Source organism: Stenotrophomonas sp. Steno-Z10-HUANG (genome assembly GCF_056393075.1).
On record NZ_JBWJPA010000003.1, the window covers coordinates 41,088 to 62,349 of the forward strand.

The 21,262-nt window shown below is 70.8% G+C and carries 20 protein-coding genes; 7 read left to right on the forward strand and 13 right to left on the reverse strand.

The window, feature by feature from the left end:
* The first annotated feature begins 12 nt into the window (after positions 1-12).
* Complete coding sequence (locus AC06E6_RS05270; protein ID WP_478060517.1) at positions 13-1,200, forward strand: acyltransferase family protein; 1,188 nt, start codon at positions 13-15, stop codon at positions 1,198-1,200.
* A gap of 21 nt (positions 1,201-1,221) precedes the next feature.
* Here the strand turns inward: AC06E6_RS05270 and recJ are convergent, their stop codons facing one another.
* From recJ to dapB, 6 genes are all read right to left on the reverse strand, one after another.
* Positions 1,222-2,949 (reverse strand): single-stranded-DNA-specific exonuclease RecJ, encoded by a 1,728-nt coding sequence (gene recJ, locus AC06E6_RS05275; protein WP_478060518.1) that lies wholly within the window; start codon positions 2,947-2,949, stop codon positions 1,222-1,224.
* On the reverse strand, positions 2,942-3,871 hold the full coding sequence (locus AC06E6_RS05280; RefSeq protein ID WP_104938908.1) for a phosphoglycerate mutase: 930 nt from the start codon (positions 3,869-3,871) through the stop codon (positions 2,942-2,944). The genes recJ and AC06E6_RS05280 overlap by 8 nt, the downstream gene beginning before the upstream one ends.
* A gap of 268 nt (positions 3,872-4,139) precedes the next feature.
* Complete coding sequence (greA, locus tag AC06E6_RS05285; RefSeq protein WP_104938909.1) at positions 4,140-4,616, reverse strand: transcription elongation factor GreA; 477 nt, start codon at positions 4,614-4,616, stop codon at positions 4,140-4,142.
* Positions 4,613-7,855, reverse strand: coding sequence for a carbamoyl-phosphate synthase large subunit (carB, locus tag AC06E6_RS05290; protein ID WP_104938910.1), 3,243 nt, complete (start codon positions 7,853-7,855; stop codon positions 4,613-4,615). The genes greA and carB overlap by 4 nt, the downstream gene beginning before the upstream one ends.
* 109 nt (positions 7,856-7,964) lie before the next feature.
* Positions 7,965-9,092 (reverse strand): glutamine-hydrolyzing carbamoyl-phosphate synthase small subunit, encoded by a 1,128-nt coding sequence (gene carA, locus AC06E6_RS05295; protein ID WP_161613762.1) that lies wholly within the window; start codon positions 9,090-9,092, stop codon positions 7,965-7,967.
* A 207-nt stretch (positions 9,093-9,299) separates the two neighbouring features.
* Positions 9,300-10,028 (reverse strand): 4-hydroxy-tetrahydrodipicolinate reductase, encoded by a 729-nt coding sequence (gene dapB / locus AC06E6_RS05300; RefSeq protein ID WP_161613761.1) that lies wholly within the window; start codon positions 10,026-10,028, stop codon positions 9,300-9,302.
* A gap of 485 nt (positions 10,029-10,513) precedes the next feature.
* On the opposite strand from dapB, the gene AC06E6_RS05305 reads away from it, so the two are divergent.
* The gene (locus AC06E6_RS05305) at positions 10,514-11,095 is read left to right on the forward strand and encodes an NAD(P)H-dependent oxidoreductase (RefSeq protein ID WP_240212049.1); all 582 of its coding nucleotides are present in this window, start codon (positions 10,514-10,516) and stop codon (positions 11,093-11,095) included.
* 86 nt (positions 11,096-11,181) lie between these two features.
* Here AC06E6_RS05305 and AC06E6_RS05310 read toward each other — a convergent pair whose 3' ends face one another.
* The 3 genes from AC06E6_RS05310 to AC06E6_RS05320 are packed head-to-tail and all read right to left on the reverse strand — an operon-like array spanning position 11,182 to position 13,540.
* Positions 11,182-11,436, reverse strand: coding sequence for a DUF6587 family protein (locus AC06E6_RS05310; protein WP_161613760.1), 255 nt, complete (start codon positions 11,434-11,436; stop codon positions 11,182-11,184).
* Entirely contained in the window at positions 11,436-13,298 is a 1,863-nt protein-coding gene (gene feoB / locus AC06E6_RS05315) for a ferrous iron transport protein B (protein WP_427851776.1), read from the reverse strand. The genes AC06E6_RS05310 and feoB overlap by 1 nt, the downstream gene beginning before the upstream one ends.
* Complete coding sequence (locus AC06E6_RS05320; protein WP_104938914.1) at positions 13,295-13,540, reverse strand: FeoA family protein; 246 nt, start codon at positions 13,538-13,540, stop codon at positions 13,295-13,297. Before AC06E6_RS05320 ends, feoB begins: the two co-directional genes overlap by 4 nt.
* Before the next feature lie 120 nt (positions 13,541-13,660).
* Between AC06E6_RS05320 and AC06E6_RS05325 the strand changes: the two genes are divergently transcribed.
* The 5 genes from AC06E6_RS05325 (at position 13,661) to yeiP (ending at position 17,269) form a co-directional block, all read left to right on the forward strand.
* Entirely contained in the window at positions 13,661-14,458 is a 798-nt protein-coding gene (locus tag AC06E6_RS05325; protein WP_478060519.1) for an enoyl-CoA hydratase-related protein, read from the forward strand.
* Positions 14,455-15,348, forward strand: coding sequence for a hydroxymethylglutaryl-CoA lyase (locus tag AC06E6_RS05330; RefSeq protein WP_478060520.1), 894 nt, complete (start codon positions 14,455-14,457; stop codon positions 15,346-15,348). Before AC06E6_RS05325 ends, AC06E6_RS05330 begins: the two co-directional genes overlap by 4 nt.
* 26 nt (positions 15,349-15,374) lie before the next feature.
* Positions 15,375-15,791, forward strand: coding sequence for a DUF4189 domain-containing protein (locus AC06E6_RS05335; RefSeq protein ID WP_313230975.1), 417 nt, complete (start codon positions 15,375-15,377; stop codon positions 15,789-15,791).
* A 73-nt stretch (positions 15,792-15,864) separates the two neighbouring features.
* Positions 15,865-16,635 (forward strand): SDR family NAD(P)-dependent oxidoreductase, encoded by a 771-nt coding sequence (locus AC06E6_RS05340; RefSeq protein WP_054666018.1) that lies wholly within the window; start codon positions 15,865-15,867, stop codon positions 16,633-16,635.
* A gap of 67 nt (positions 16,636-16,702) precedes the next feature.
* Positions 16,703-17,269 carry an elongation factor P-like protein YeiP gene (gene yeiP, locus AC06E6_RS05345; protein WP_104938919.1) on the forward strand — a complete coding sequence of 189 codons (567 nt, stop codon included), beginning with the start codon at positions 16,703-16,705 and terminating at the stop codon, positions 17,267-17,269.
* Positions 17,270-17,425: 156 nt separating this feature from the next.
* Here yeiP and AC06E6_RS05350 read toward each other — a convergent pair whose 3' ends face one another.
* The 4 genes from AC06E6_RS05350 to AC06E6_RS05365 all read right to left on the reverse strand — a co-directional run bounded on the left by AC06E6_RS05350 (position 17,426) and on the right by AC06E6_RS05365 (position 21,261).
* Complete coding sequence (locus AC06E6_RS05350) at positions 17,426-17,692, reverse strand: DUF2249 domain-containing protein (protein ID WP_478060522.1); 267 nt, start codon at positions 17,690-17,692, stop codon at positions 17,426-17,428.
* 93 nt (positions 17,693-17,785) lie between these two features.
* Positions 17,786-19,525 (reverse strand): DUF7844 domain-containing protein, encoded by a 1,740-nt coding sequence (locus AC06E6_RS05355; RefSeq protein ID WP_478060524.1) that lies wholly within the window; start codon positions 19,523-19,525, stop codon positions 17,786-17,788.
* Positions 19,525-19,824: a DUF2388 domain-containing protein gene (locus AC06E6_RS05360; protein WP_104938922.1), complete on the reverse strand. Its 300-nt coding sequence runs from the start codon at positions 19,822-19,824 to the stop codon at positions 19,525-19,527. The genes AC06E6_RS05355 and AC06E6_RS05360 overlap by 1 nt, the downstream gene beginning before the upstream one ends.
* A 48-nt stretch (positions 19,825-19,872) precedes the next feature.
* Complete coding sequence (locus AC06E6_RS05365) at positions 19,873-21,261, reverse strand: FAD-binding oxidoreductase (RefSeq protein WP_478060526.1); 1,389 nt, start codon at positions 21,259-21,261, stop codon at positions 19,873-19,875.
* Position 21,262 lies beyond the last annotated feature (1 nt).

Genomic DNA, 21,262 nt, shown 5'->3' on the forward strand with positions numbered 1-21,262 from the left:
GATGCCACCACGATGCAACGCCGCCACGACCTGGACCGGGTCCGCGTCTTCGCCTTCTGCCTGCTGGTGCTCTACCACGTGGGCATGTACTACGTGAGCTGGGGCTGGCACGTGAAAAGCCCGGCGGCCAGCACCGCACCGGAACCGTTCATGCTGCTTACCAGCCCCTGGCGGATGTCGCTGCTGTTCCTGATCTCCGGTGTCGCCACCGCGTTCATGCTGCGCGGCCACGGCGAGGGCTTCGTGCGCCGGCGCTCGCGCCAGCTGCTGCTGCCGCTGCTGTTCGGGATGCTGGTGATCGTGCCGCCGCAGGCCTACCTGCAGGTGGTCGAACAGCTGCCCGGCGGCTATGCCGGCAGCGGGCTGGACTTCTATGGCAAGTACCTGGCTGCCTACCAGGGCTTCTGCGGCAGCGACGGCAAGTGCCTGGTCCTGCCGACCTGGAACCACCTGTGGTTCCTGCCCTACCTGTGGTGTTACACACTGCTGGCGTGGCTGCTGTGGCGGCTGCCGGCACCGGCGCTGGCGGCGCTGCGCGACGCCAGCGCCCGCCTGCTGCAGGGCTGGGGCGCGCTGCTGCTGCCAGCGCTGCTGCTGGCGCTGGCACGGCTGCTGCTGGTTGCGCGTTTCGAGCAGACCCATGCGCTGGTGGACGACTGGTACAACCACGCGCAGTACGCGAGCGTGTACCTGATCGGCTTCCTGGTGGCCTTCAACGAGGGCTTCTGGCGCTCGCTGCAGCGCCTGCGCTGGCCGGCGCTGCTGCTGGCCGCCGGCAGCTACGCGCTGCTGGTCCATACCTGGTACTTCGCCGGCCATGACGATGCCCACCCGGTACCGGAACCGCTGCGCCAGTGGCTGCGCGTGGCCTGGGCGCTGGACCAGTGGTGCGCCATCGCCGCGCTGCTCGGCTTCGCCTACCGCTGGCGCGACGTCGACAGCCCGCTGCTGCGCTACCTGAGCCTGGCGGTGTTCCCGCTGTACATCCTCCACCAGACGGTGATCGTAGTGCTGGCCCACGCGCTCAAGCCGCTGCACATTCCGGCCATGGCCGAGGCCGTGTTGCTGGTGGTGGCGACCTTCGCACTGTGCCTGTGGGCTTACGCCGTGATCCGGCGCGTCGGTTGGCTGCGTCCGCTGTTCGGACTCAGGCCCGCGGCCGCCGCGCCGGCGACGAGGGTGGCCGACAGCCGTCCATGAGCGCCAGCCGCAGCGCCATGCCTAGGCCGCCTGGCAGTGCTCCACGATCAACTGGATCGCGCCGCCACCGCGGTAATCGTCGCCGACCAGACGGTAGGCCAGGTGCACGTGGCGGCCCGGGGCGGTGCCGGTCCAGCCGCCGAAGTGGATCGCATTGAGCGGCGCGGCCAGGCCGGGCAGGCGCAGCTCCAGTTTCAGGTGGCGCTCCTTGAGCACGCGCCAGTTGGCCACCTCGAAGTGGCCGTCGAACAGCGGCTCCGGGAACCCCTGCCCCCACGGCCCGGCCAGGCGCAGCGCCTCGGCGTGGCGGAAATCCAGCTCGGCCGCGGACAGTTCGCCGTCGCTGAGCAGTTGCTGCTGCAGCAACTCCGGGTCCAGCGTCGCCAGCACCTGCTGCTCGAACGCGGCACGGAACGCCTCCAGCCGCGACAACGGCAGGCTCAGGCCGGCGGCCATGGCATGTCCGCCGAAACGCTCGATCAGCCCGGGATGGCGCGCATCCACCGCGGCCAGCGCATCGCGGATGTGGAAGCCGGGAATCGAGCGCGCCGAGCCGCGTAGCGCCTGCGCGCCCGGCTCGGCCGGGGCGAAGGCGATCACCGGGCGGTGCAGGCGGTCCTTCATCTTCGAGGCGACCAGCCCGACCATGCCGGGATGCCACTGCGCATCGAACAGGCAGGCCGCCACCGGACGCCCGCCGCTGCCGTCCAGCAGTACCCGCGACACCGCCAGCTCGGCGTCGTCGGTCATCGACTGCTGCACCGCCCGGCGCTCGGCGTTGATCTCTTCCAGCAACGCGGCGATCTCGCGCGCCTGCGCCGGGTCTTCGGTCAGCAGCAGTTCGATGCCCAGGGCCATGTCCTCGAGCCGGCCGGCGGCGTTCAGCCGTGGGCCCAGGGCGAAGCCGATATCGCTGGCGGTGAGCCGCCGCGGGTCGCGGCCGCTGGCCTCGATCAGCGCGCGCAGGCCGACGCAGCCCTGGCCGGCGCGCAACCGGCGCAGGCCGGCCGCGACCAGCGCGCGGTTGTTGTCGTCCAGCGCCACCAGGTCGGCGACGGTTCCCACCGCCACCAGGTCCAGCAGCGGGGTCAGGTCCGGGCCCTTGCCATCGGCGAACGCGCCGGCCTCGCGCAGGTGCCGGCGCAACGCCATCAGCACGTAGAAGATCACCCCGACGCCGGCCAGCGCCTTGCTCGGGAAGGCATCCCCGTCCAGGTTCGGATCGACGATGGCATCGGCCGCCGGCAGCTGTTCGCCGGGCAGGTGGTGGTCGGTCACCAGCACCTGCCAGCCCAGCGCCTTGGCCGCGGCGACGCCGGCATGGCAGGCGATGCCGTGGTCCACCGTCACCAGCAGCGCCGGCTGCAGCGCCGCCAGCTCGGCCACCAGCGACGGCGACAGGCCGTAGCCATGCAGCATGCGGTTGGGCACCGCATGCACCACGTCGCGGGCGCCGAGCAGGCGCAGGCCGCGCACGCCGACCGCGCACGCGGTGGCGCCGTCGCAATCGAAGTCGCCGACGATCAGGATGCGCCGGTCGGCGGCGATCGCCGCGGCCAGCAATTGCACCGCCGCGTGCATGCCGCCAAGCAGCTCCGGCGGGTGCAGTTGCGCCAGTTTCGGCTGCGCCTGCTCGGTGCAGCGCACGCCGCGCGCGGCGTAGATGCGGCGCAGCAGCGGCAGCATGCCCTCGTCCCACTGCCCGGCGTCGCCGGGCGGGCGGCGGACGATCTTCAGGCCATCATTCATCGCGCAGTGCCGCCAGCGGCTTCTTCCAGAAGTGCCAGCGCTGGCCACGGTGGATGCGGAAACAGGCGCCATCCTCGAAATCCAGCCGCAGCTCGCGCAGTTCACCGCGGGCCATGGCATCGAGCAGCGGCGTGATGGCGTCGCCGGTGAGCTGTTCCAGCGAGCGCAGCTGGCGCAGGTCCACCAGCGCATCCACCGCCTGGTCGCCATCAATGCGCACCCCGGCCATGGCCGCCAGCCCCTGCAGCAGCGCATCGCGGCTGCGCACCTGGGCATGCCCGGTGCGCACCGATTGCGGCAACCGGCCGGCGCCCCAGAACCACAGCGAGTTGACCGCACGCCTGCCCTGTGCTGTGCGCTGCTGGTTCCACGGATGCTGGTGCAGGACCACCTGGGCCTCGGTCAGCAGCGCCCGCCACTGGCGCCCGTTGTCGCCCTCGGGCAGGTGTTCGAACAGGTCGTCGCCCAGCGCGGCATCGGGCGCGGTGAATGCCGGCAGCGGCGTGTCGTCGGGCAGGCGCAGGTACCAGCGCGACGGCGACGGCGCGTCGAGCTGGAAACCGAACCCGGCGAACAGCGGCTGCAGCGCGGGCAGCAGCGCGGCCGCGTCGGCCGGCTCCAGGCGCAGGCTCTCGGCCGATGCCATCAACCGCGCGCCCTGCATGTCCGGCATCACGTTGGCCGGGTCGGCGCGCAGCCACAGGCTGCCGCTGGCATCGCCGGCATCGACCTGGCGGGTGAGCGCGGCGGCCGACCAGTCATCGGGCTGCACCTGGAAATGCCGGCGCAACTGCGCCGATTCGCCGGCGTCGCCGGTACTGCGGTCGGCGCGTCCCAGCGCGCTGGCCACCCGTGCCGGCAGGGTGCCGCCCGGGAAACGGCTGCGGGCGGGGAGCAGCAAGGTGGCTTTGGCGTGGGTCATGGAGGGCTCTGCTGTGCGCTTGCCGGCGGGAAACGCCCCGGCAGGACTGCCGGGTTGTCTCGGATCCGGCGGGTGTCGCCGGGGCATGAGCGAGGGTACGGGCGAAACCGGCGGCCGCCAAACCGCGCCTGGCCGCGGCCGCTCCTGCGATCACGGCGCCTGTGCCGCGCCCCAGGGAAGCCGGGCCCTGCCCCGCGCGAAGCGGGGACGGCCGTGCTGCCTGGCGTCATCGCCGGCGCGTCGCGCGGGAAAGCCCGCGCCGCCGGACTCAATCGAGGTATTCGACGCTGACGATCTCGTACTCGCGCTGGCCGGCCGGCGCGGCGATGGCGACGGTATCGCCCTCGTTCTTGCCGATCAGTGCGCGCGCCACCGGCGAGGAGATGGCGATCAGGCCGAGTTTGATGTCCGCTTCCAGGTCGCCGACGATCTGGTAACGCTTTTCCTCGTCGCTCTCCACGTCGGCCAGCGTCACGGTCGCGCCGAACACCACCCGGCTGCCGGCGTTGAGCTTGCTGATGTCGATGATCTCGGCATGCGACAGCTCGCCTTCCAGCTGCTTGATGCGGCCTTCGATGAAGCCCTGCTCCTCGCGCGCGGCATGGTACTCGGCGTTCTCCTTGAGGTCGCCGTGCTCGCGTGCCTCGGCGATCGCGGCGATCACCTTCGGACGCTTTTCGGTCTTCAGGTGGTCCAGCTCGTCGCGCAGCCGCTGCGCGCCCTTGAGGGTGATGGGGGCTCTCATGCGTTCAACTCCTTGTGCAGTTCCTGCAGCGACCAGACCGGGCCGGTGCCGCGGAATTCCAGCGATTGCACCAGCGCCTTGGCGCCGGCCACCGTGGTCGAATAGGTGACGCGCTGCTGCAGCGCCTCACGGCGGATCGAGAACGAGTCGTTGATCGCGGCACGGCCTTCGGTCGTGTTGACGATGTAGACGATCTCGCCGTTCTTGATGCTGTCGACGATGTGCGGGCGGCCTTCGACCACCTTGTTGACCACCTCGCAGGCAATGCCCTGCTGTTGCAGCCACGCCGCGGTGCCGCGGGTGGCCACCACCGAGTAGCCGCGCTCGACCAGGCCCTGCACCGCCGGCAGCACGCGCGGCTTGTCGGCGTCGCGCACCGAGATGAACGCCTTGCCCGGCGGCGGGGTCTTGATGCCGCCGGCCTCCTGCGCGCGCGCGAAGGCGGCGCTGAAGCTGCGGCCCACGCCCATCACCTCGCCGGTGGAACGCATTTCCGGCCCGAGGATCGGGTCCACGCCCTGGAACTTGGCGAACGGGAAGATCGCCTCCTTCACCGAGTAGTAGTCCGGCACCACTTCGCTGGTCGCGCCCTGCTCGGCCAGGCTCATGCCGGCCATGCAGCGGGCGGCGATCTTGGCCAGCGGCACGCCGGTGGCCTTGGACACGAACGGCACGGTGCGCGAGGCACGCGGGTTGACTTCCAGCAGGAAGATCACGTCGTTGCCGTCGGCGTCGGGCTGGATCGCGAACTGGGTGTTCATCAGCCCGACCACGTTCAGCGCCTTGGCCAGTTCACGCACCTGGCGGCGCAGCTCGTCCTGGGTGGCCGGCGACAGCGAGTACGGCGGCAGCGAGCAGGAGGAATCGCCCGAATGCACGCCGGCTTCCTCGATGTGCTCCATCACCCCGCCGATCAGGACGTTGCCGTCCTTGTCGCAGATGATGTCCACGTCCGCTTCTACCGCGGCGTCGAGGAAGTGGTCCAGTAGTACCGGCGAGTCGTTGGAGACCTTGACCGCGTCGCGCACGTAGCGGGCCAGGTCCGATTCGCCGTAGACGATCTCCATGGCGCGGCCACCAAGCACGTAGCTCGGGCGCACCACCAGCGGGTAGCCGATCTCGCGGGCCAGCACCAGCGCCTCGTCGGCGGTGCGCGCGGTGCGGTTCGGCGGCTGCTTCAGGCCCAGTTCCTGCACCAGCTTCTGGAACCGCTCGCGGTCCTCGGCCAGGTCGATGGAATCGGGCGAGGTGCCGATCACCGGCACGCCGTTGGCTTCCAGCGCACGCGCCAGCTTGAGCGGGGTCTGGCCGCCGTACTGCACGATCACGCCCTTGGGCTGCTCCAGCTCGACGATCTCCAGCACGTCCTCCAGCGTCAGCGGCTCGAAGTACAGGCGGTCGGAGGTGTCGTAGTCGGTGGAGACGGTTTCCGGATTGCAGTTGACCATGATGGTTTCATAGCCGTCCTCGCGCAGGGCGAGCGCGGCATGCACGCAGCAGTAGTCGAACTCGATGCCCTGGCCGATGCGGTTGGGGCCGCCGCCGAGGATCATGATCTTGTCGCGGTTGCTCGGGTTGGCCTCGCACTCGTCCTCGTAGGTCGAGTACAGGTAGGCGGTGCTGGTGGCGAACTCGGCGGCGCACGAATCCACCCGCTTGTACACCGGGCGCACCTTGTGCGCGCGGCGCAGGGCGCGGATCGCCGCCTCGTTGGTGCCGGTCAGCTGCGCCAGCCGCGCGTCGGAGAAACCGGCGCGCTTGAGCGCGCGCAGGCGCTTGCCGTCGAGTGCGTCGATGCCTTCGGCGCGCACCTGCTTCTCGTCGGCGATGATGTCCTCGATCTGGTCCAGGAACCACGGGTCGATCCAGGACAGGCCGTAGACGTCGTCCACGCCCATGCCGGCGCGGAACGCGTCGCCCACGTAGAACAGGCGCTCGGGGCCCGGCGCCTTCAGCTCGCGCTTGAGCGTGGCGATGTCATCCTCGTTGCCCAGGTCCAGGCCGGTCGGGTCCAGCCCGATCTTGCCGGTCTCCAGGCCGCGCAGGGCCTTCTGCAGCGATTCCTTGAAGGTGCGGCCCATCGCCATCACCTCGCCCACCGACTTCATCTGGGTGGTCAGGCGCGCGTCGGCGGCCGGGAACTTCTCGAAGGCGAAACGCGGGATCTTGGTGACCACGTAGTCGATCGACGGCTCGAACGAGGCCGGGGTCAGGCCGCCGGTGATCTCGTTCTTCAGCTCGTCCAAGGTGTAGCCCACCGCCAGCTTGGCGGCGACCTTGGCGATCGGGAAGCCGGTGGCCTTGGAGGCCAGCGCCGAGGAACGCGATACGCGCGGGTTCATCTCGATCACCACCACCCGGCCGGTGGTCGGGCTGATGCCGAACTGCACGTTGGAACCGCCGGTGTCCACGCCGATCTTGCGCAGCACGGCGATCGAGGCGTCGCGCAGGCGCTGGTATTCCTTGTCGGTCAGGGTCTGCGCCGGGGCCACGGTGATCGAGTCACCGGTGTGCACGCCCATCGGGTCCAGGTTCTCGATCGAGCAGACGATGATGCAGTTGTCCGCGGTATCGCGGACCACTTCCATCTCGAATTCCTTCCAGCCCAGCACCGACTCCTCGACCAGCACTTCGGTGGTCGGCGACAGTTCCAGGCCGCGGTTGACGATCTCGATCAGCTCTTCGCGGTTGTAGGCAATGCCGCCGCCGCTGCCGCCCAGGGTGAAGGACGGGCGGATGATGGTCGGGTAGCCGACCCGGGTCTGGATCTCCAGCGCCTCTTCCAGCGTGTGGGCGACGGCGGCCTTCGGGCACTCCAGGCCGATCTCCTGCATCGCCACGCGGAACAGCTCGCGGTCCTCGGCCATGCGGATCGCTTCGCGCTTGGCGCCGATCAGCTCGACGTTGTACTTCTCCAGCACGCCGTGGTCGGCCAGGTCCAGCGCGCAGTTCAGCGCGGTCTGCCCGCCCATGGTCGGCAGCAGCGCGTCCGGGCGCTCCTTGTCGATGATCTTCTCGACGGTCTGCCAGTTGATCGGTTCGATGTAGACCGCATCGGCCATCTCCGGATCGGTCATGATCGTGGCCGGGTTGGAGTTGACCAGCACCACGCGGTAACCCTCGTCGCGCAGCGCCTTGCACGCCTGCGCGCCGGAGTAGTCGAACTCGCAGGCCTGGCCGATGACGATCGGGCCGGCGCCGATGATCAGGATGGTTTTTAGATCGGTGCGCTTTGGCATTTCAGTACTCGCATGGGGGCTGCGGCGGGCCGCAGTGAGTGAAGACGTGCGCTGGAGGGCCGCATCCGTCGCGGTCGTGCCGGAACGGAAGGCCGGTCCGGCGGCGGGATTACCTGGCCTGGGCCATCATCGCGATGAAACGGTCGAACAGCGGCGCCACGTCGTGCGGCCCGGGCGACGCTTCCGGATGGCCCTGGAAGGAGAACGCCGGCGCGTCGGTGCGCTCCACGCCCTGGATGGTCTGGTCGAACAGCGAGCGCTGGGTGACCCGCAGGTTCGCCGGCAGCGTGCTTTCATCGATGGCGAAGCCATGGTTCTGCGAGGTGATCATGACCCGGCCGCTGTCCAGGTCCTGCACCGGGTGGTTGGCGCCGTGGTGGCCGTGGCCCATCTTCATGGTGTTGGCGCCCGAGGCCAGGCCGAGCAGCTGGTGGCCCAGGCAGATGCCGAAGGTCGGAATCCGGCGATCCACGAACTCCCTGATCGCGGCGATGGCGTAGTCGCACGGCTCCGGGTCGCCCGGGCCGTTGGACAGGAACACGCCGTCGGGATTCATCGCCAGCACCTCGGCGGCCGGGGTCTGCGCCGGCACCACGGTGAGGTCGCAGCCGCGCTCGGCGAGCATGCGCAGGATGTTGGCCTTGACCCCGAAATCGTAGGCCACGACCTTGAACTTCGGCTCGGCCTGGACGAACTGGCCCTGGTCCAGGTCCAGCTGGCCTTCGCGCCAGGCATAGGGCTTGTCGGTGCTGACCACCTTGGCCAGGTCCATGCCCTTCAGGCCGGGGAACTTGCGCGCCGCTTCCAGCGCCTTGTCCACGTCGATGTCCGGGCCGGCCATCAGCGCGCCGTTCTGGGCACCGCGCTCGCGCAGGATGCGGGTCAGCTTGCGGGTATCGATGCCGGCGATGGCGACCACGCCGCGCTGCTGCAGCCAGTCCGGCAGCGAGCGCTGGTTGCGCCAGCTGCTCGGGCGGCGCGGCACGTCGCGCACGATCAGGCCCGCGGCCCAGACCTGCGACGCCTCGTTGTCCTGCTCGGTGGTGCCGGTGTTGCCGATGTGCGGATACGTCAGGGTGATCATCTGCCTGGCGTAGGACGGATCGGTCAGCATTTCCTGGTAACCGGTCATCGCGGTGTTGAACACCACCTCACCCACGGACAGGCCGGGCGCGCCTACGGATTCGCCCTCGAATACGGTGCCGTCTTCGAGCACGAGGATTGCGGCTTGGGTCACGGGAATCTCACTTTGGCTACCGAGGGGGCTCCGAAGCCACGCCTGCGCTCACGGCAAAAACCGGTTGCAAAAAAGCGCGGACGGCGGTGTTAAACCGGTCCGGCTGACGTGATTCGGCGAGCGGGAATTGTAAAGGCATGGGCGCCATCGGCGCCAGCGCCGCGTGCGTGCGCCGCCGGCCCGCCGGCTGCCGTGCCCGGCGCCTGTTCAGCTGCTGGCGGGCGCCACCAGCTCGCGCACCGAATAGCGCCCGGGCGCCCGTCCGTGCAGCTGCCGCGCCACATGCAGGGCACCCCGGGCGAAAATGTCGCGGTTGGTGGCGCGGTGCACCAGTTCCAGCCGTTCGCCCATCCCGGTGAACTGAACCAGATGCTCGCCGATGATGTCTCCGGCGCGCAGGCTGGCGTAACGCGGCTCGGCGCCCCCGTGCCGGGCCGACTCCCCGAGCGTGAGCGCGGTACCGGACGGGGCATCCTTCTTGTGCACGTGGTGCGATTCGACGATGTCGCAGTCCCAGCCCGGCAGGCTCGCCGCCGCCCGCTCCACCAGCTCGGCCAGCACCGCCACGCCCAGGCTGAAATTGGTCGCCCAGGTCAGCGGGATCCGCTGCGCGGCGGCCGCCAGCGCCGCCTGCTGCGACGCATCGATGCCGGTGGTGCCGGAAACGAACGCCACGCCGCGCGCCACGCACAGTGCCAGCACCGGGTCGAAACCACCCGGCAGGCTGAAATCGATGGCCACGTCGAACTCGGGCGCACCCGGCATTTCACTGGCGGCGAAGTGCGGCACGCCATCGATCACGCGCTGTGCCGGCGCCTTGCGCAGCACCGCGGCGACCACCTGCAGCGCGGGATCGTCCGCCGCCAGCCGCAGCAGGGCCTGGCCCATGCGCCCGGAAGCACCGTGAATGAGCAATCGCAGGGGAGTCTGGTTCATGCCCGCAGGCTAGCGGCAGCATGCCCGCCCGGGCAAGCGCCGGCGCCGCCACGCTGAACGCTCCTTCATGCACGGGATAACCATCGCCCGATGCCAAGCGGCGACACTGGACCACGCGGCACTCGCGTGGACACAGCGCATGACGGCCCGCCGATGCCGCGGTGCCGCGCCTGAACACCTACCGCGACTACGCTGCGCGGGATGCCGCATGGCTCCGGCCGACCCGCCCGACCCCGGCGCGGGGACATCGGCCTGGGCGTCATGGCCGGCATGCAACGCCGGTAGCGTCGGCCATTCCTGCACCCCGGCACACATGCTGCGGCCGGACATCCGCGACCGCGCCGGGTCGGCCCCACCCAGCACGCGGTCGCCGGCGCTTTGCGGCAGTGGCCGCGCACCGCGCCCGGGCCGCCGCACGCGCCCGGCGTGGACCTGCCCCGCGGGCAGCGCCCTGTATTGCGCCCTTTCCCTTGCCAGAGGTTGCCGTGTCCCGCTCCATCCTGATCCTGCTGGGCCATCCCGACCGCGACAGCCTGTGCGGCGCCCTCGCCCACAGCTACGCCACCGCCGCCGGGGCTGCCGGCCACCAGGTGCGCCTGATCGCGCTGGGCGAACTGGGCTTCGATCCGGTATTGCACCATGGCTACCACCAGGTCCAGCCGCTGGAACCGGATCTGGAGGATGCGGCCGAAGCGATCCGCGCCTGTGACCACCTGGTGCTGGTCTACCCGACCTGGTGGGGCGGAATGCCGGCGTTGCTGAAGGGCTTCTTCGATCGCGTGCTGTTGCCGGGCTTCGCGTTCCGCCACCGGCGCGATTCGCCCTGGTGGGATCGCCTGCTGGCCGGTCGTAGCGCACGGGTGATCACCACCCTGGACACGCCGCCCTGGTACTACCGCTGGATCTACCGCGACCCGGGCATCGCCCAGCTCCGCGCCACCATCCTGGAATTCTGTGGCATCCGCCCGGTGCGGGTCAGCCGGCTGGGCGTGGTACGCAACAGCACCCCGGCACAACGCGAACGATGGCTGGCGCTGGCGTCCGAACTCGGGTCACGCGCAGGCTGAGCGGCGCGAGCGCGGACTCCGCGGCGCTGCCGCGCCGCCACTGCCGGGGCCGTGCCCGGCCGGGTCCACCGCTACCGGCGCGCGTTTCAGTGTTGCCGCGGTGGATTCGGCCCGCAGCCGCCGCAGCCACCACAACCGTCATCGCCGCCGCCAGCCGGCGGCGCCAGCCGGCGCCCCAGAGCCTGCAGCCGCGCCGGGCGCTGCGGCTTCAGCAGCCACAGCACCAGCGCCCCGCGCAGCCGGCGCACGGTACCGGGGAACTGCTTCTTCAGCACCACCCACGCGCTGGCCAGCACGGCCAGGGCGATGATCGCGTACTGCAGCAGCAGGCCCCGGTCCATCAGCCCGCCCCCAGCGCCACGGCGACCTGGTAGGTGACCAGCGAAGCCAGCCACGCCGCCGCGAACAGGTAGCCGGCGGCGAACGCCATCTGCTTCCACGAGTTGGTCTCGCGCTTGATCGTGGCCAGCGTGGAAATGCACATCGGCGCGTAGATGTACCAGACCAGCAACGACAGCGCGGTGGCCAGCGACCAGCCGTCGCTGATCAGCGGGGTCAGCGCCTGCGCCGCGGCATCGTCGTCGGCCGCCGACAGTGCGTACACCGTGGCCAGCGAGGAGACCGCCACTTCGCGCGCGGCCAGCCCCGGAATCAGCGCGATGCAGATCTGCCAGTTGAAGCCCAGCGGCGCGAAGAACACCGCCATCGCGTGGCCGATGCGGCCGGCGAAGCTGTAGTCGATGGCCGGCAGGGTGGCGTCGGCCGGTGCCGCCGGGAACGACAGCAGGAACCACAGCAGGATGGTCAGCGCCAGGATGATGCCGCCCACGCGCTTGAGGAAGATCATGCCGCGCTCGTACAGCCCGACCGCCAGGTCGCGCAGGTGCGGCAGGCGGTAGGACGGCAGCTCCAGCAGCAGCGGGTGCTCGCCCTTGTCGCGGCGGAACTTCTTCATCGTCCACGACATCGCCAGCGCGCTGAGGATGCCGGCCACGTACAGGCCGAACAGCACCAGTCCCTGCTGGTTGAACACGCCCCACACGGTCTTCTGCGGGATGAACGCGCCGATCAGCAGCGCATACACCGGCAACCGCGCCGAGCAGGTCATCAGCGGCGCGACCAGGATCGTCGCCAGCCGGTCGCGCGGGTCCTGGATGCTGCGCGTGGACATGATGCCCGGCACCGCGCAGGCGAAGCTGGACAGCAGCGGGATGAACGAGCGCCCGGACAGCCCGGCCGCGGCCATCATCCGGTCCAGCAGGAACGCCGCGCGCGGCAGGTAGCCGGACTCCTCCAGCGCGAGGATGAAGAAGAACAGGATCAGGATCTGCGGCAGGAACACCAGCACGCCGCCGACACCGGCGATGATGCCGTCCACCAGCAGGCTGCTCAGCGGCCCCTCGGGCAGGGTCGAGCCGACCAGGGCGCCGAGCCAGGCGAAACCGGCCTCGATGCCGTCCATCAGCGGCGTGGCCCAGGCATAGACCGCCTGGAAGATCAGGAACATCACCGCCGCCAGGGTCAGCAACCCGAACACCGGGTGCAGCAGCCAGCGGTCCAGCGCATCGTCGATCTTCGCGGTGCGCGTGGGCATGCGCACCGCGGCGGCGAGGATGTCGCGCACCTGGGCATGGTGGTCGGCGGCGGCCACCACCTGCGGCGGCGCCATCGACGCCACCTGCGGCATCATCGCGTCGATCCGCGCGACCAGTTCGCTGGCGCCGTTGCGGCGCACCGCGACGGTCTCCACCACCGGCACGCCCAGCGCCCGTTCCAGCGCCGCCACGTCGATGGCGATGCCGCGCCGGCGCGCGGCGTCGACCATGTTCAGCGCCACGATCATCGGCTTGCCCAGCTCGCGCACTTCCAGCGCGAAGCGCAGGTGCAGGCGCAGGTTGGTGGCGTCGACCACGCACACCAGCGCATCGGGCGCGGGTTCGCCGGGGTAGAAACCGCGGCACAGGTCGCGGGTGATGGCCTCGTCCAGGCTCGCCGGCTGCAGGCTGTAGGCGCCGGGCAGGTCCAGCACCGCGTATTCGCGCCCGGACGGCGCGCGCATGCGCCCTTCCTTGCGCTCGACGGTGACGCCGGCATAGTTGGCCACCTTCTGGCGGCTGCCGGTGAGCTGGTTGAACAACGCGGTCTTGCCACTGTTCGGATTGCCCACCAGGGCCAGCCGCGACACGCTTGCCGCTGCGTTCATGCCGCGTCCTCCTGCCTGATCCGGATGCGGGCGGCCTCGCTGCGCCGCAGCGCGAAACGGGTGAAGCCGACCTGCACCAGCAGCGGCTCGCCGCCCACCGGCCCGCGCGCGACCACGCGCACGTCCTCGCCGTCGACGAACCCCAGCTCCCTCAACCGCCGCGCAATCGCATCATTGGGATGCAGGTCCCGCACCGCCTCCACCTGCGCGGGTGCATGCAGCGGCAAATCTGACAACGTCACTGAATGGCGCCTTTGAATAGGTTGATAAGAATGGTTATCAATTGTAGCACCGTCGCGCGGGGTCTTGCTGCCCCGGGCGCTCCGCTATGATCCGTGCACCAAACGCACGCATGGACCCCAATGAGCGAGGCACTGCTCGTCAGCCGCGACAACGCCGTGGCGACGCTCCACCTGAACCGCCCCGAGCTGCACAACGCGTTCGACGCCGGGCTGATCGCCACCCTCACCGCCGCGCTGGAAGCGGCCGCCGCCGATCCGGCGGTGCGCGCCGTGGTCCTGGCCGGGCATGGCCCCTCGTTCTCGGCCGGCGCCGACCTGCAGTGGATGCGCGCCATGGCCGGCGCCTCCCGGGAAGAGAACCGCCAGGACGCACTGGCGCTGGCGCGGCTGATGCGCACCCTGGACGAGCTGCCCAAGCCGACCATTGCCCGCGTGCATGGCGCCAGCTTCGGCGGCGGTGTCGGCCTGGTGGCCTGCTGCGACATCGCCATCGCCGCCGAAGGCGCCCGTTTCGGCCTGACCGAGAGCCGCCTGGGCCTGCTGCCGGCGGTGATCTCGCCGTATGTCATCGCCGCCATCGGCCCGCGCCAGGCGCGCCGCTGGTTCGCCACCGGCGAGCACTTCGACGCCGCCGACGCATTGCGCATGGGGCTGGTGCACCAGGTGGTCGCCGCCGACGCGCTCGACGCCGCGGTGCAGCGGCAACTGCAGCTGATCGGCAAGGCCGGCCCGGTCGCCGCGGCCGCGGCCAAGGTGCTGGTGCGCGAGGTTCATGCCGCTGGCGGCGACCGCGACGCGCTCGACCGCGCCAATGCCGGGCTGATCGCCGCGCTGCGCGCCTCCGACGAAGGCCGTGAGGGCCTGACTGCGTTCCTCGAAAAGCGCCCGCCGCGCTGGGCCACGCAGGAGCCGCGATGAGCGATTTCGTCCGCATCGTCGAGGTCGGCCCGCGCGACGGCCTGCAGAACGAGAAGCAGCAGATCGCCACCGCCGACAAGATCGCGCTGATCGACCGGCTGTCGGCCACCGGCCTGCGCAGCATCGAGGCCACCAGCTTCGTCAGCCCGAAATGGGTACCGCAGCTGGCCGACGCCGCCGAGGTGATGGCCGGCATCGCCCGCCGCCCCGGCGTCGCCTACCCGGTGCTGGTGCCGAACGAACAGGGCTATGACCGCGCCCGCGCGGCCGGGGCGCGGGAAGTGGCGGTGTTCACCGCTGCCTCCGAGCAGTTCAACCGCACCAACACCAATGCCGGCATCGACGAATCGCTGCAGCGCTTCGCGCCGGTGCTGGAACGGGCCAGGGCCGACGGCATCCCGGTGCGCGGCTACGTGTCCACCGTGCTCGGCTGCCCTTACCAGGGCGAGGTGCCGCTGGCCGACGTGGTCCGGGTGGCGCGCGCGCTGTACGCCATGGGGTGCCACGAGATCTCGCTGGGCGACACCATCGGCGTCGGCACCTCGCGCAAGGCGCGCGCGATGCTGCGCGCGGTCGCCGCGGAGGTGCCGATGGTCGCGCTGGCGGTGCACTTCCATGACACCTATGGCCAGGCGCTGGCCAATATCGCCGCGTGCCTGGAGGACGGCGTGCGCGTGGTCGATTCGGCGGTGGCCGGCACCGGCGGCTGCCCCTACGCGCGCGGCGCCAGCGGCAATGTCGCCAGCGAGGACGTGGTCTACATGCTGCACGGCATGGGCATGGACACCGGCATCGACCTGCCGGCCCTGGCCGACACCGGGCGCTGGCTGGCCGGCGTGCTCGGCCGCGGCAACGGCAGCAAGGCCGGCCAGGCCATGTCGCCCCCCTGATGAACGCAACGAAAGGACGCTCGCGCATGCTCCGCACCACCCTGCTCATCGCCGCCCTGCTGCCCGCAGGCAGCGTCATGGCCGCCTCGGCCGTGGTCTTCTCCGATTCCGGCGCCTACGGTTTCGCCTACAACCATCCCTCGGCAAGCCTCGCCCTGCAGACCGCCATCGGCCACTGCGCGCGGCGCTCGGGCAACTGCACCGAAGTGGCCAGTACGTCGGCCGACAGCGGATACTCGGCCATCGCCAGTGGCAGTGCCGCGTTCGGCCATGCACTGGGCGAGCGCGATGAGCGCGCCGCGATCGACAAGGCCCTGGCCATGTGCCGGCGCGCGGCCGACGACTGCCAGCTTGAGTTCCTGTGGCGGGAACGGCCGGTACCCGCGCCCCTGCGCCTGCCTGCGCACCCGCCGATGCCCGTCCCCGCCCCCCGTCCATACTGATCCGGTCGCCGTCCTGCTGTAGGGAAGGCGGCATCGGCTAGAATCGGCGACTCTTCACCGCAGGATCGTCCCGATGCAGCTGTCCTCCGTCCGCGCCGTCGTCACCGGCGGCGTCTCCGGCCTCGGCCTGGCCGTGGCCCGGCACCTGGTCGCCAACGGCGGCAAGGTCGCCCTGTTCGACCTCAACGAGGAAAAAGGCACCGCCGCGGTCGCCGAACTGGGCACGGACAATGCCCGCTACTTCACCACCAACGTCACCGACGAAGCCGGCGTGGCCGCCAACCTGGCCGCCGCGCGCGAATTCCTGGGCGGGCTGAACGTGGTGATGAACTGCGCCGGCATCCTCGGCGCCGGCCGCGTGCTCGGCCGCGAGGCGCCGATGCCGCTGTCCAACTTCCAGGCCACGGTGATGGTCAACCTGGTCGGCAGCTTCAACGTGGCCAAGGCCGCCGCCGACCTGATGCAGCACAACGAAGCCGGCGTCGACGGCGAGCGCGGCGTGATCATCAACACCGCCTCGGTCGCCGCCTACGAAGGCCAGATCGGCCAGGCCGCCTACTCCGCCTCCAAGGGCGGCGTGGTCGGCATGACCCTGCCGATGGCGCGCGAGCTGTCGCGCTTCGGCATCCGCGTGATGACCATCGCGCCGGGCGTGTTCTGGACGCCGATGGTGGACGGCATGCCGGCCAACGTGCAGGAGTCGCTTGCCGCGTCGATCCCGTTCCCCTCGCGTCTGGGCCAGCCGGACGATTTCGCCGCCCTGGTCGGCCACATCATCGGCAACACCTACCTCAACGGCGAGACCATCCGCCTGGATGGCGCCGTGCGCCTGGCACCCAAGTGATCCACCCCGCGGGCGCCCACAAGGCGCCCGCTTCGATTTCCCCCTTACCCCAACCGACTTTCCAAGCATGAAAGCCAGCGATATCAAGAAAGGCAACGTCGTCGAATACAACAACGGCGTCTACCAGATCCGCGACATCGAGCGCAGCTCGCCGCAGGGCCGCGGCGGCAATGTCCGCTTCCGTTTCATCATGTACAGCGTGCCGGGCGGCAACAAGCTCGACGCCAGCTTCGACGCCGACGACAACCTGCCGGAAGTCGAACTGCTGCGCCGCCAGTCGACCTTCTCCTACATGGACGGCGACGCCTTCGTGTTCCTCGACGACGAGGACTACACCCCGTACACGCTGGACGCGGACGTGATCGGCGACGACGCCGGTTACATCACCGAGGGCCTGGCCGGCATCTACGTGCAGGTGATCGACGAGCAGCCGGTGGCGATCCAGCTGCCGCAGCACGTGACCCTGGAAGTGGTCGAGACCCCACCGGAACTCAAGGGCGGCACCGCCACCAAGCGCCCGAAGCCGGCCAAGCTCAACACCGGCATCGAGATCATGGTCCCGGAGTACATCGCCAACGGCGAGCGCATCCTGGTCAACACCAGCACAGGCGAGTTCGGCGGCCGCGCCGACTGATCCACCGCTGGCCACCCCATGCGACGGCGCCCGCGGGCGCCGTCGTCGTTCATGGTCATCGGCGGCGGTACGTGGCCCGGCGCTGTCAGCGGGCGCGACCGATGCCGGTGCCGGAAGCCGCGGCACGCCGGTGGCGGCCGCGCTCCCTGCTGCAGATCACCCTTCGGGCAGGCTCCGGACGCCGAAATCGATCACCACCGCATCCGGTCCGCGCTGCAGGCAGCTGATCGACAGGTGCGCGCCGAAGCGCTGGCCGAGCTGGTCCAGCAGCGGGATCGGGTCGTGGTCGTTGATGAAACGCATGGTCTCGCCGTTGCGCAACGCGCCCGGCGCGCCGAAGATCGCCGCGTGGCGGAACCGCCGCGCCACGCCGCGCGCATCGAAGACGTGCACGTGCGGGGCCGGATCGAGGGAAACAGGCATTGCGGGAACTCCATCGTGGGAAACCCGGCCCATGCCAGGCCGCGCCACCGGCACCGCCCTGACCGGGGTCAAGGCCCGCGCCGATGCCCCGCTTCAGTCCGGCACGGCGGCCAACGCGCGCATGCGCTCGGCCAGCCAGCGCACCCGCTCCCTGCTGCGCCCGAGTTCCTCGCGCTGCGCCGGCGGCAACGCCTGCTCGGCGCTTTCGTGCAGCGCCTGCCAGCGTGCCTGCCCGTCCTCGCCGAGCCGTGCCAGTGCCTGCACCAGCGCGTCCAGTTCATCGGGCTGGGCGATGCCGTAGCCAGCGGCTGGCAGCAGTAATGCCGGCGCATCCAGCAGGCTGCTGAACCGCTGCCAGTCGGCCACCCGCGCCTGCAGTTGCGGCGTGGTGCCCTCCAGGTGCCGCTTGAGCTGGGCAAGCGCGCGCAGTTCGGCGCGGCGCAGCGCCGCCGTTTCCAGCACCCACCAGGCCGCGGTGGCCTGCAGTGGCAAGTCCGGAGTGGGCTCGCCGCGCTGCCGTGCCGGGCTGTCCAGCCAGCGTTCGAGCGGCAGCGGCGGCACCCGGCCCGCCTGCTGCAGGCCATGCAGCAAGTGCGCGTAATCGGCGCGGGCCGAGGCGAAGTACAGGCCGTCGTCCGCGCCTGGCGGCGGCGCCTGCCGCGCGGCCAGGCCGGCATCCTGCAGCCGCCGCAGCACGCCGCGCGGCGTGGTGGCCTGCAGCCGCCGGCGCGGCGGGGTCAACGCCAGGTCGAGCAGGCGCCCGCTCTCCACCGCGCAGTTGTTGCCGATGAAGCGATAGCGCCCGTCGTAGCTCCAGTGCGCGCGGGCGGCCAGCTGCAGCAGCGCGTCGATCTGCGCCGGCGACAGCGCCAGCGGCCAGGCCTGCAGGTCGCGCAGCTCGACGCGGGTGTATTCGTCGATCACCTGGTCCAGCGGCAGCACGAACAGCCGTGCCGGGTAGGCACCGGTCAGCCCGCGCCAATTGGAGATCTGCACGTCGTTGACGAAAGCGCGGAAGGACAGCACCCGGTGGTAGGCCAGGTCCATCCGGCAGCGCGGGCCCGGTTCGCGGCCGGGCGCGCAGACCACCAGGCGCAGCATGGAGTGGCCGAACCGGCTCATCGCCGCGTCGCCGGCGCCGGCCAGCAGGTAGTCCACCGCGTAGATCCGGGCCGGGTCCAGTGTTTCCAGCTCCAGCTGCGCCGGCGCGGCGCCGGCCACCAGCAGCGGCAGCGCGGCGGCGCAGGCCACCGGCGCAAGCGGCGCCGGCCCCAGCTGCTGCCGGAACCACGCCGCCAGCGCCGGCCGCCGGCACGGATACCGCGGGTCGAGCAGGTACCACTCCAGGTTGACCGCGAATGCCTCGGCCGGGCTGTGCCGCTCATAGCCGTCGGGGCTGCGCAGCGTGTACGGGTTGGCACCGCGCCGGTCCCATCCGGCGAGCCGACGGAACGCCGGTTGTCGCGACCAGCCGCCGCCTTCGCCCCGGTCGAAGGCGTGGGCGATCTCGTGCAACACGGTGGCCCGGGCCAGGTCGTGTGCGGTGGCGGTGGCCGTCGCCGCCGCCTCCAGCAGTTCCGGCGACAACCGCAGTTGGCCACGCCGGTGGCGGCCGGCAATGTCGGCGGGCAGGCCAGGGTCGAAGCGCAGCGTCAGCCGCCGCGGGTCGGCCTGCCAGCGTCCGGGCAGGCGTTCGTGGGCACGGGCAAGCAGGTCGCGGGCGCGCTGCTGCGCCGGCGGGTCCAGCCCGGCCGGATCCAGTGCCAGTTCCAGCGCCGGGGCGCCGCCGCTGGCCAGCAGCAGCGCGGCGGCCAGCACAGCCGCCAGGCGCATCAGCGGGCGAGGATGGTCCGCGCCAGTTGCATGTCGCTGGCCTGGGCGGCGCCGGCGTCGTGCTGGCGCAGGTACAGCAGCGCGGCCTGCAGCCGCGCGCCGCGCAGGCGGCCGTCGCTGGCGACGAAGCCGGCGGCCTCCTCGCGCGCGGCCTGGATCACCTTGTCATCGCCGGACGAGCTGCTCGACCCCTTGGACGAGGCGCCGGCGGAAGTACCGGCGGTGCTGCCGGCAAAGCTGGAGGCCAGCAGCGGCGCGGAGGCGAGGAGCAGGACGCAGGTCAGGAACGGACGGATCATCGGCGGAGACAACGCTGGGGACAGGCGTCGAGCGTAACCGGCCGCCGCCTACAGGTCGAACACCTTGCCCGGATTCATCAAACCCAATGGGTCGAATGCCTGCTTCACCCCGCGCATCAGCGCGATTTCCGCCGCATCGCGGGTGCTGGACAGGTAGGGCTTCTTGACCAGGCCGATGCCATGCTCGGCCGAGATGCTGCCGTGGAAACGGTGCAGCACCTGCGCCAGCAGCTTGGTCACGTGCTCGCACTGGCCCAGGAACTCGGCGTCGCTGGTGTCGTCGGGCTTGAGCACGTTGATGTGCAGGTTGCCGTCGCCGATATGGCCGAACCAGACCACGTCGAAATGCGGGTAGGCGCCGCCGATCAGCGACTGCGCCTCGGCCAGGAAGTCCGGCATCGCCGAGATCCGCACCGACACGTCGTTCTTGTACGGCCGGTAGCGCGCCAGCGCCTCGGTGATGCCCTCGCGCAGGCGCCACAGCTGCTGCGCCTGCGCCTCGCTGGCGCTGATCACCCCGTCCAGCACCCAGCCCTGCTCCATGCAGTGCTCGAACGCGGCCAGTGCCGCGGCCTCGCCCGCTTCGTCGGCCGCGGCGTACTCGGTGACCACGTAGTACGGGTAGGTTTCGGCGAACGGGTACGGTGCGCCATGCGCGGTGACGTGCTGCACCGCGCGGTCGGTGAAGAACTCGAACGCCTCCAGCTGCAGGCGTTCGCGGAACGCGGAGAACACCCGCATCAGCACCTCGAACGAGGGCAGCGCCAGCAGCATGACGTTGGTCGCCAGCGGCGGATCGACCAGCTTCAGCGTCGCCTCGACCACGATGCCGAGGGTGCCCTCCGAGCCGATCATCAGCTGGCGGAAGTCGTAGCCGCTGGAGTTCTTGATCAGGCCCTTGTTGAACTCGAGCAGCTCACCGTTGCCGGCCACCACCTTGAGGCCGGCCACCCACTCGCGGGTATTGCCATAGCGGATCACGCGGATGCCGCCGGCGTTGGTGGCGATGTTGCCGCCGATCGAGCAGGACCCGCGCGCGGCGAAGTCCACCGGGTACTGCAGGCCGTGCTCGCGGGCGGCGTTGTGCACGGCCTCCAGCGGCATGCCGGCCTGCACGGTGAGGGTGCGGTCCACCGCGTTGAAATCCAGCGCCTTGTTCAGCCGCTCCAGGCTAAGCACCAGCTCACCGTTGGCCGCCACCGCACCGCCGGACAGGCCGGTCCTGCCGCCGGAGGGCACCACCGCCACGGTGTTCTGGTTGGCCCAGCGCACCACCGCCTGCACTTCCTCGACGCTGCCCGGCAGCGCGATGGCCAGCGGTGCCGGCGCCCAGCGCCGGGTCCAGTCGCGCCCGTAGTGCTCCAGGTCGGCCGGATCGGTCTTCAGGCGCAGCCCCGGGCAGGCAAGCAGCAGGGTGTCCAGGCGCGGGTCGGTCATG

Excerpts from the sequence above, each read along its gene's own strand:
- AC06E6_RS05270 (WP_478060517.1), top strand. The coding sequence starts at position 13 with ATGCAACGCCGCCACGACCTGGACCGGGTCCGCGTCTTCGCCTTCTGC.
- recJ (WP_478060518.1), bottom strand. The coding sequence starts at position 2,949 with ATGAATGATGGCCTGAAGATCGTCCGCCGCCCGCCCGGCGACGCCGGG.
- AC06E6_RS05280 (WP_104938908.1), bottom strand. The coding sequence starts at position 3,871 with ATGACCCACGCCAAAGCCACCTTGCTGCTCCCCGCCCGCAGCCGTTTC.
- greA (WP_104938909.1), bottom strand. The coding sequence starts at position 4,616 with ATGAGAGCCCCCATCACCCTCAAGGGCGCGCAGCGGCTGCGCGACGAG.
- carB (WP_104938910.1), bottom strand. The coding sequence starts at position 7,855 with ATGCCAAAGCGCACCGATCTAAAAACCATCCTGATCATCGGCGCCGGC.
- dapB (WP_161613761.1), bottom strand. The coding sequence starts at position 10,028 with ATGAACCAGACTCCCCTGCGATTGCTCATTCACGGTGCTTCCGGGCGC.
- AC06E6_RS05310 (WP_161613760.1), bottom strand. The coding sequence starts at position 11,436 with ATGGACCGGGGCCTGCTGCTGCAGTACGCGATCATCGCCCTGGCCGTG.
- feoB (WP_427851776.1), bottom strand. The coding sequence starts at position 13,298 with ATGAACGCAGCGGCAAGCGTGTCGCGGCTGGCCCTGGTGGGCAATCCG.
- AC06E6_RS05325 (WP_478060519.1), top strand. The coding sequence starts at position 13,661 with ATGAGCGAGGCACTGCTCGTCAGCCGCGACAACGCCGTGGCGACGCTC.
- AC06E6_RS05330 (WP_478060520.1), top strand. The coding sequence starts at position 14,455 with ATGAGCGATTTCGTCCGCATCGTCGAGGTCGGCCCGCGCGACGGCCTG.
- AC06E6_RS05335 (WP_313230975.1), top strand. The coding sequence starts at position 15,375 with ATGCTCCGCACCACCCTGCTCATCGCCGCCCTGCTGCCCGCAGGCAGC.
- AC06E6_RS05340 (WP_054666018.1), top strand. The coding sequence starts at position 15,865 with ATGCAGCTGTCCTCCGTCCGCGCCGTCGTCACCGGCGGCGTCTCCGGC.
- yeiP (WP_104938919.1), top strand. The coding sequence starts at position 16,703 with ATGAAAGCCAGCGATATCAAGAAAGGCAACGTCGTCGAATACAACAAC.
- AC06E6_RS05350 (WP_478060522.1), bottom strand. The coding sequence starts at position 17,692 with ATGCCTGTTTCCCTCGATCCGGCCCCGCACGTGCACGTCTTCGATGCG.
- AC06E6_RS05355 (WP_478060524.1), bottom strand. The coding sequence starts at position 19,525 with ATGCGCCTGGCGGCTGTGCTGGCCGCCGCGCTGCTGCTGGCCAGCGGC.
- AC06E6_RS05360 (WP_104938922.1), bottom strand. The coding sequence starts at position 19,824 with ATGATCCGTCCGTTCCTGACCTGCGTCCTGCTCCTCGCCTCCGCGCCG.
- AC06E6_RS05365 (WP_478060526.1), bottom strand. The coding sequence starts at position 21,261 with ATGACCGACCCGCGCCTGGACACCCTGCTGCTTGCCTGCCCGGGGCTG.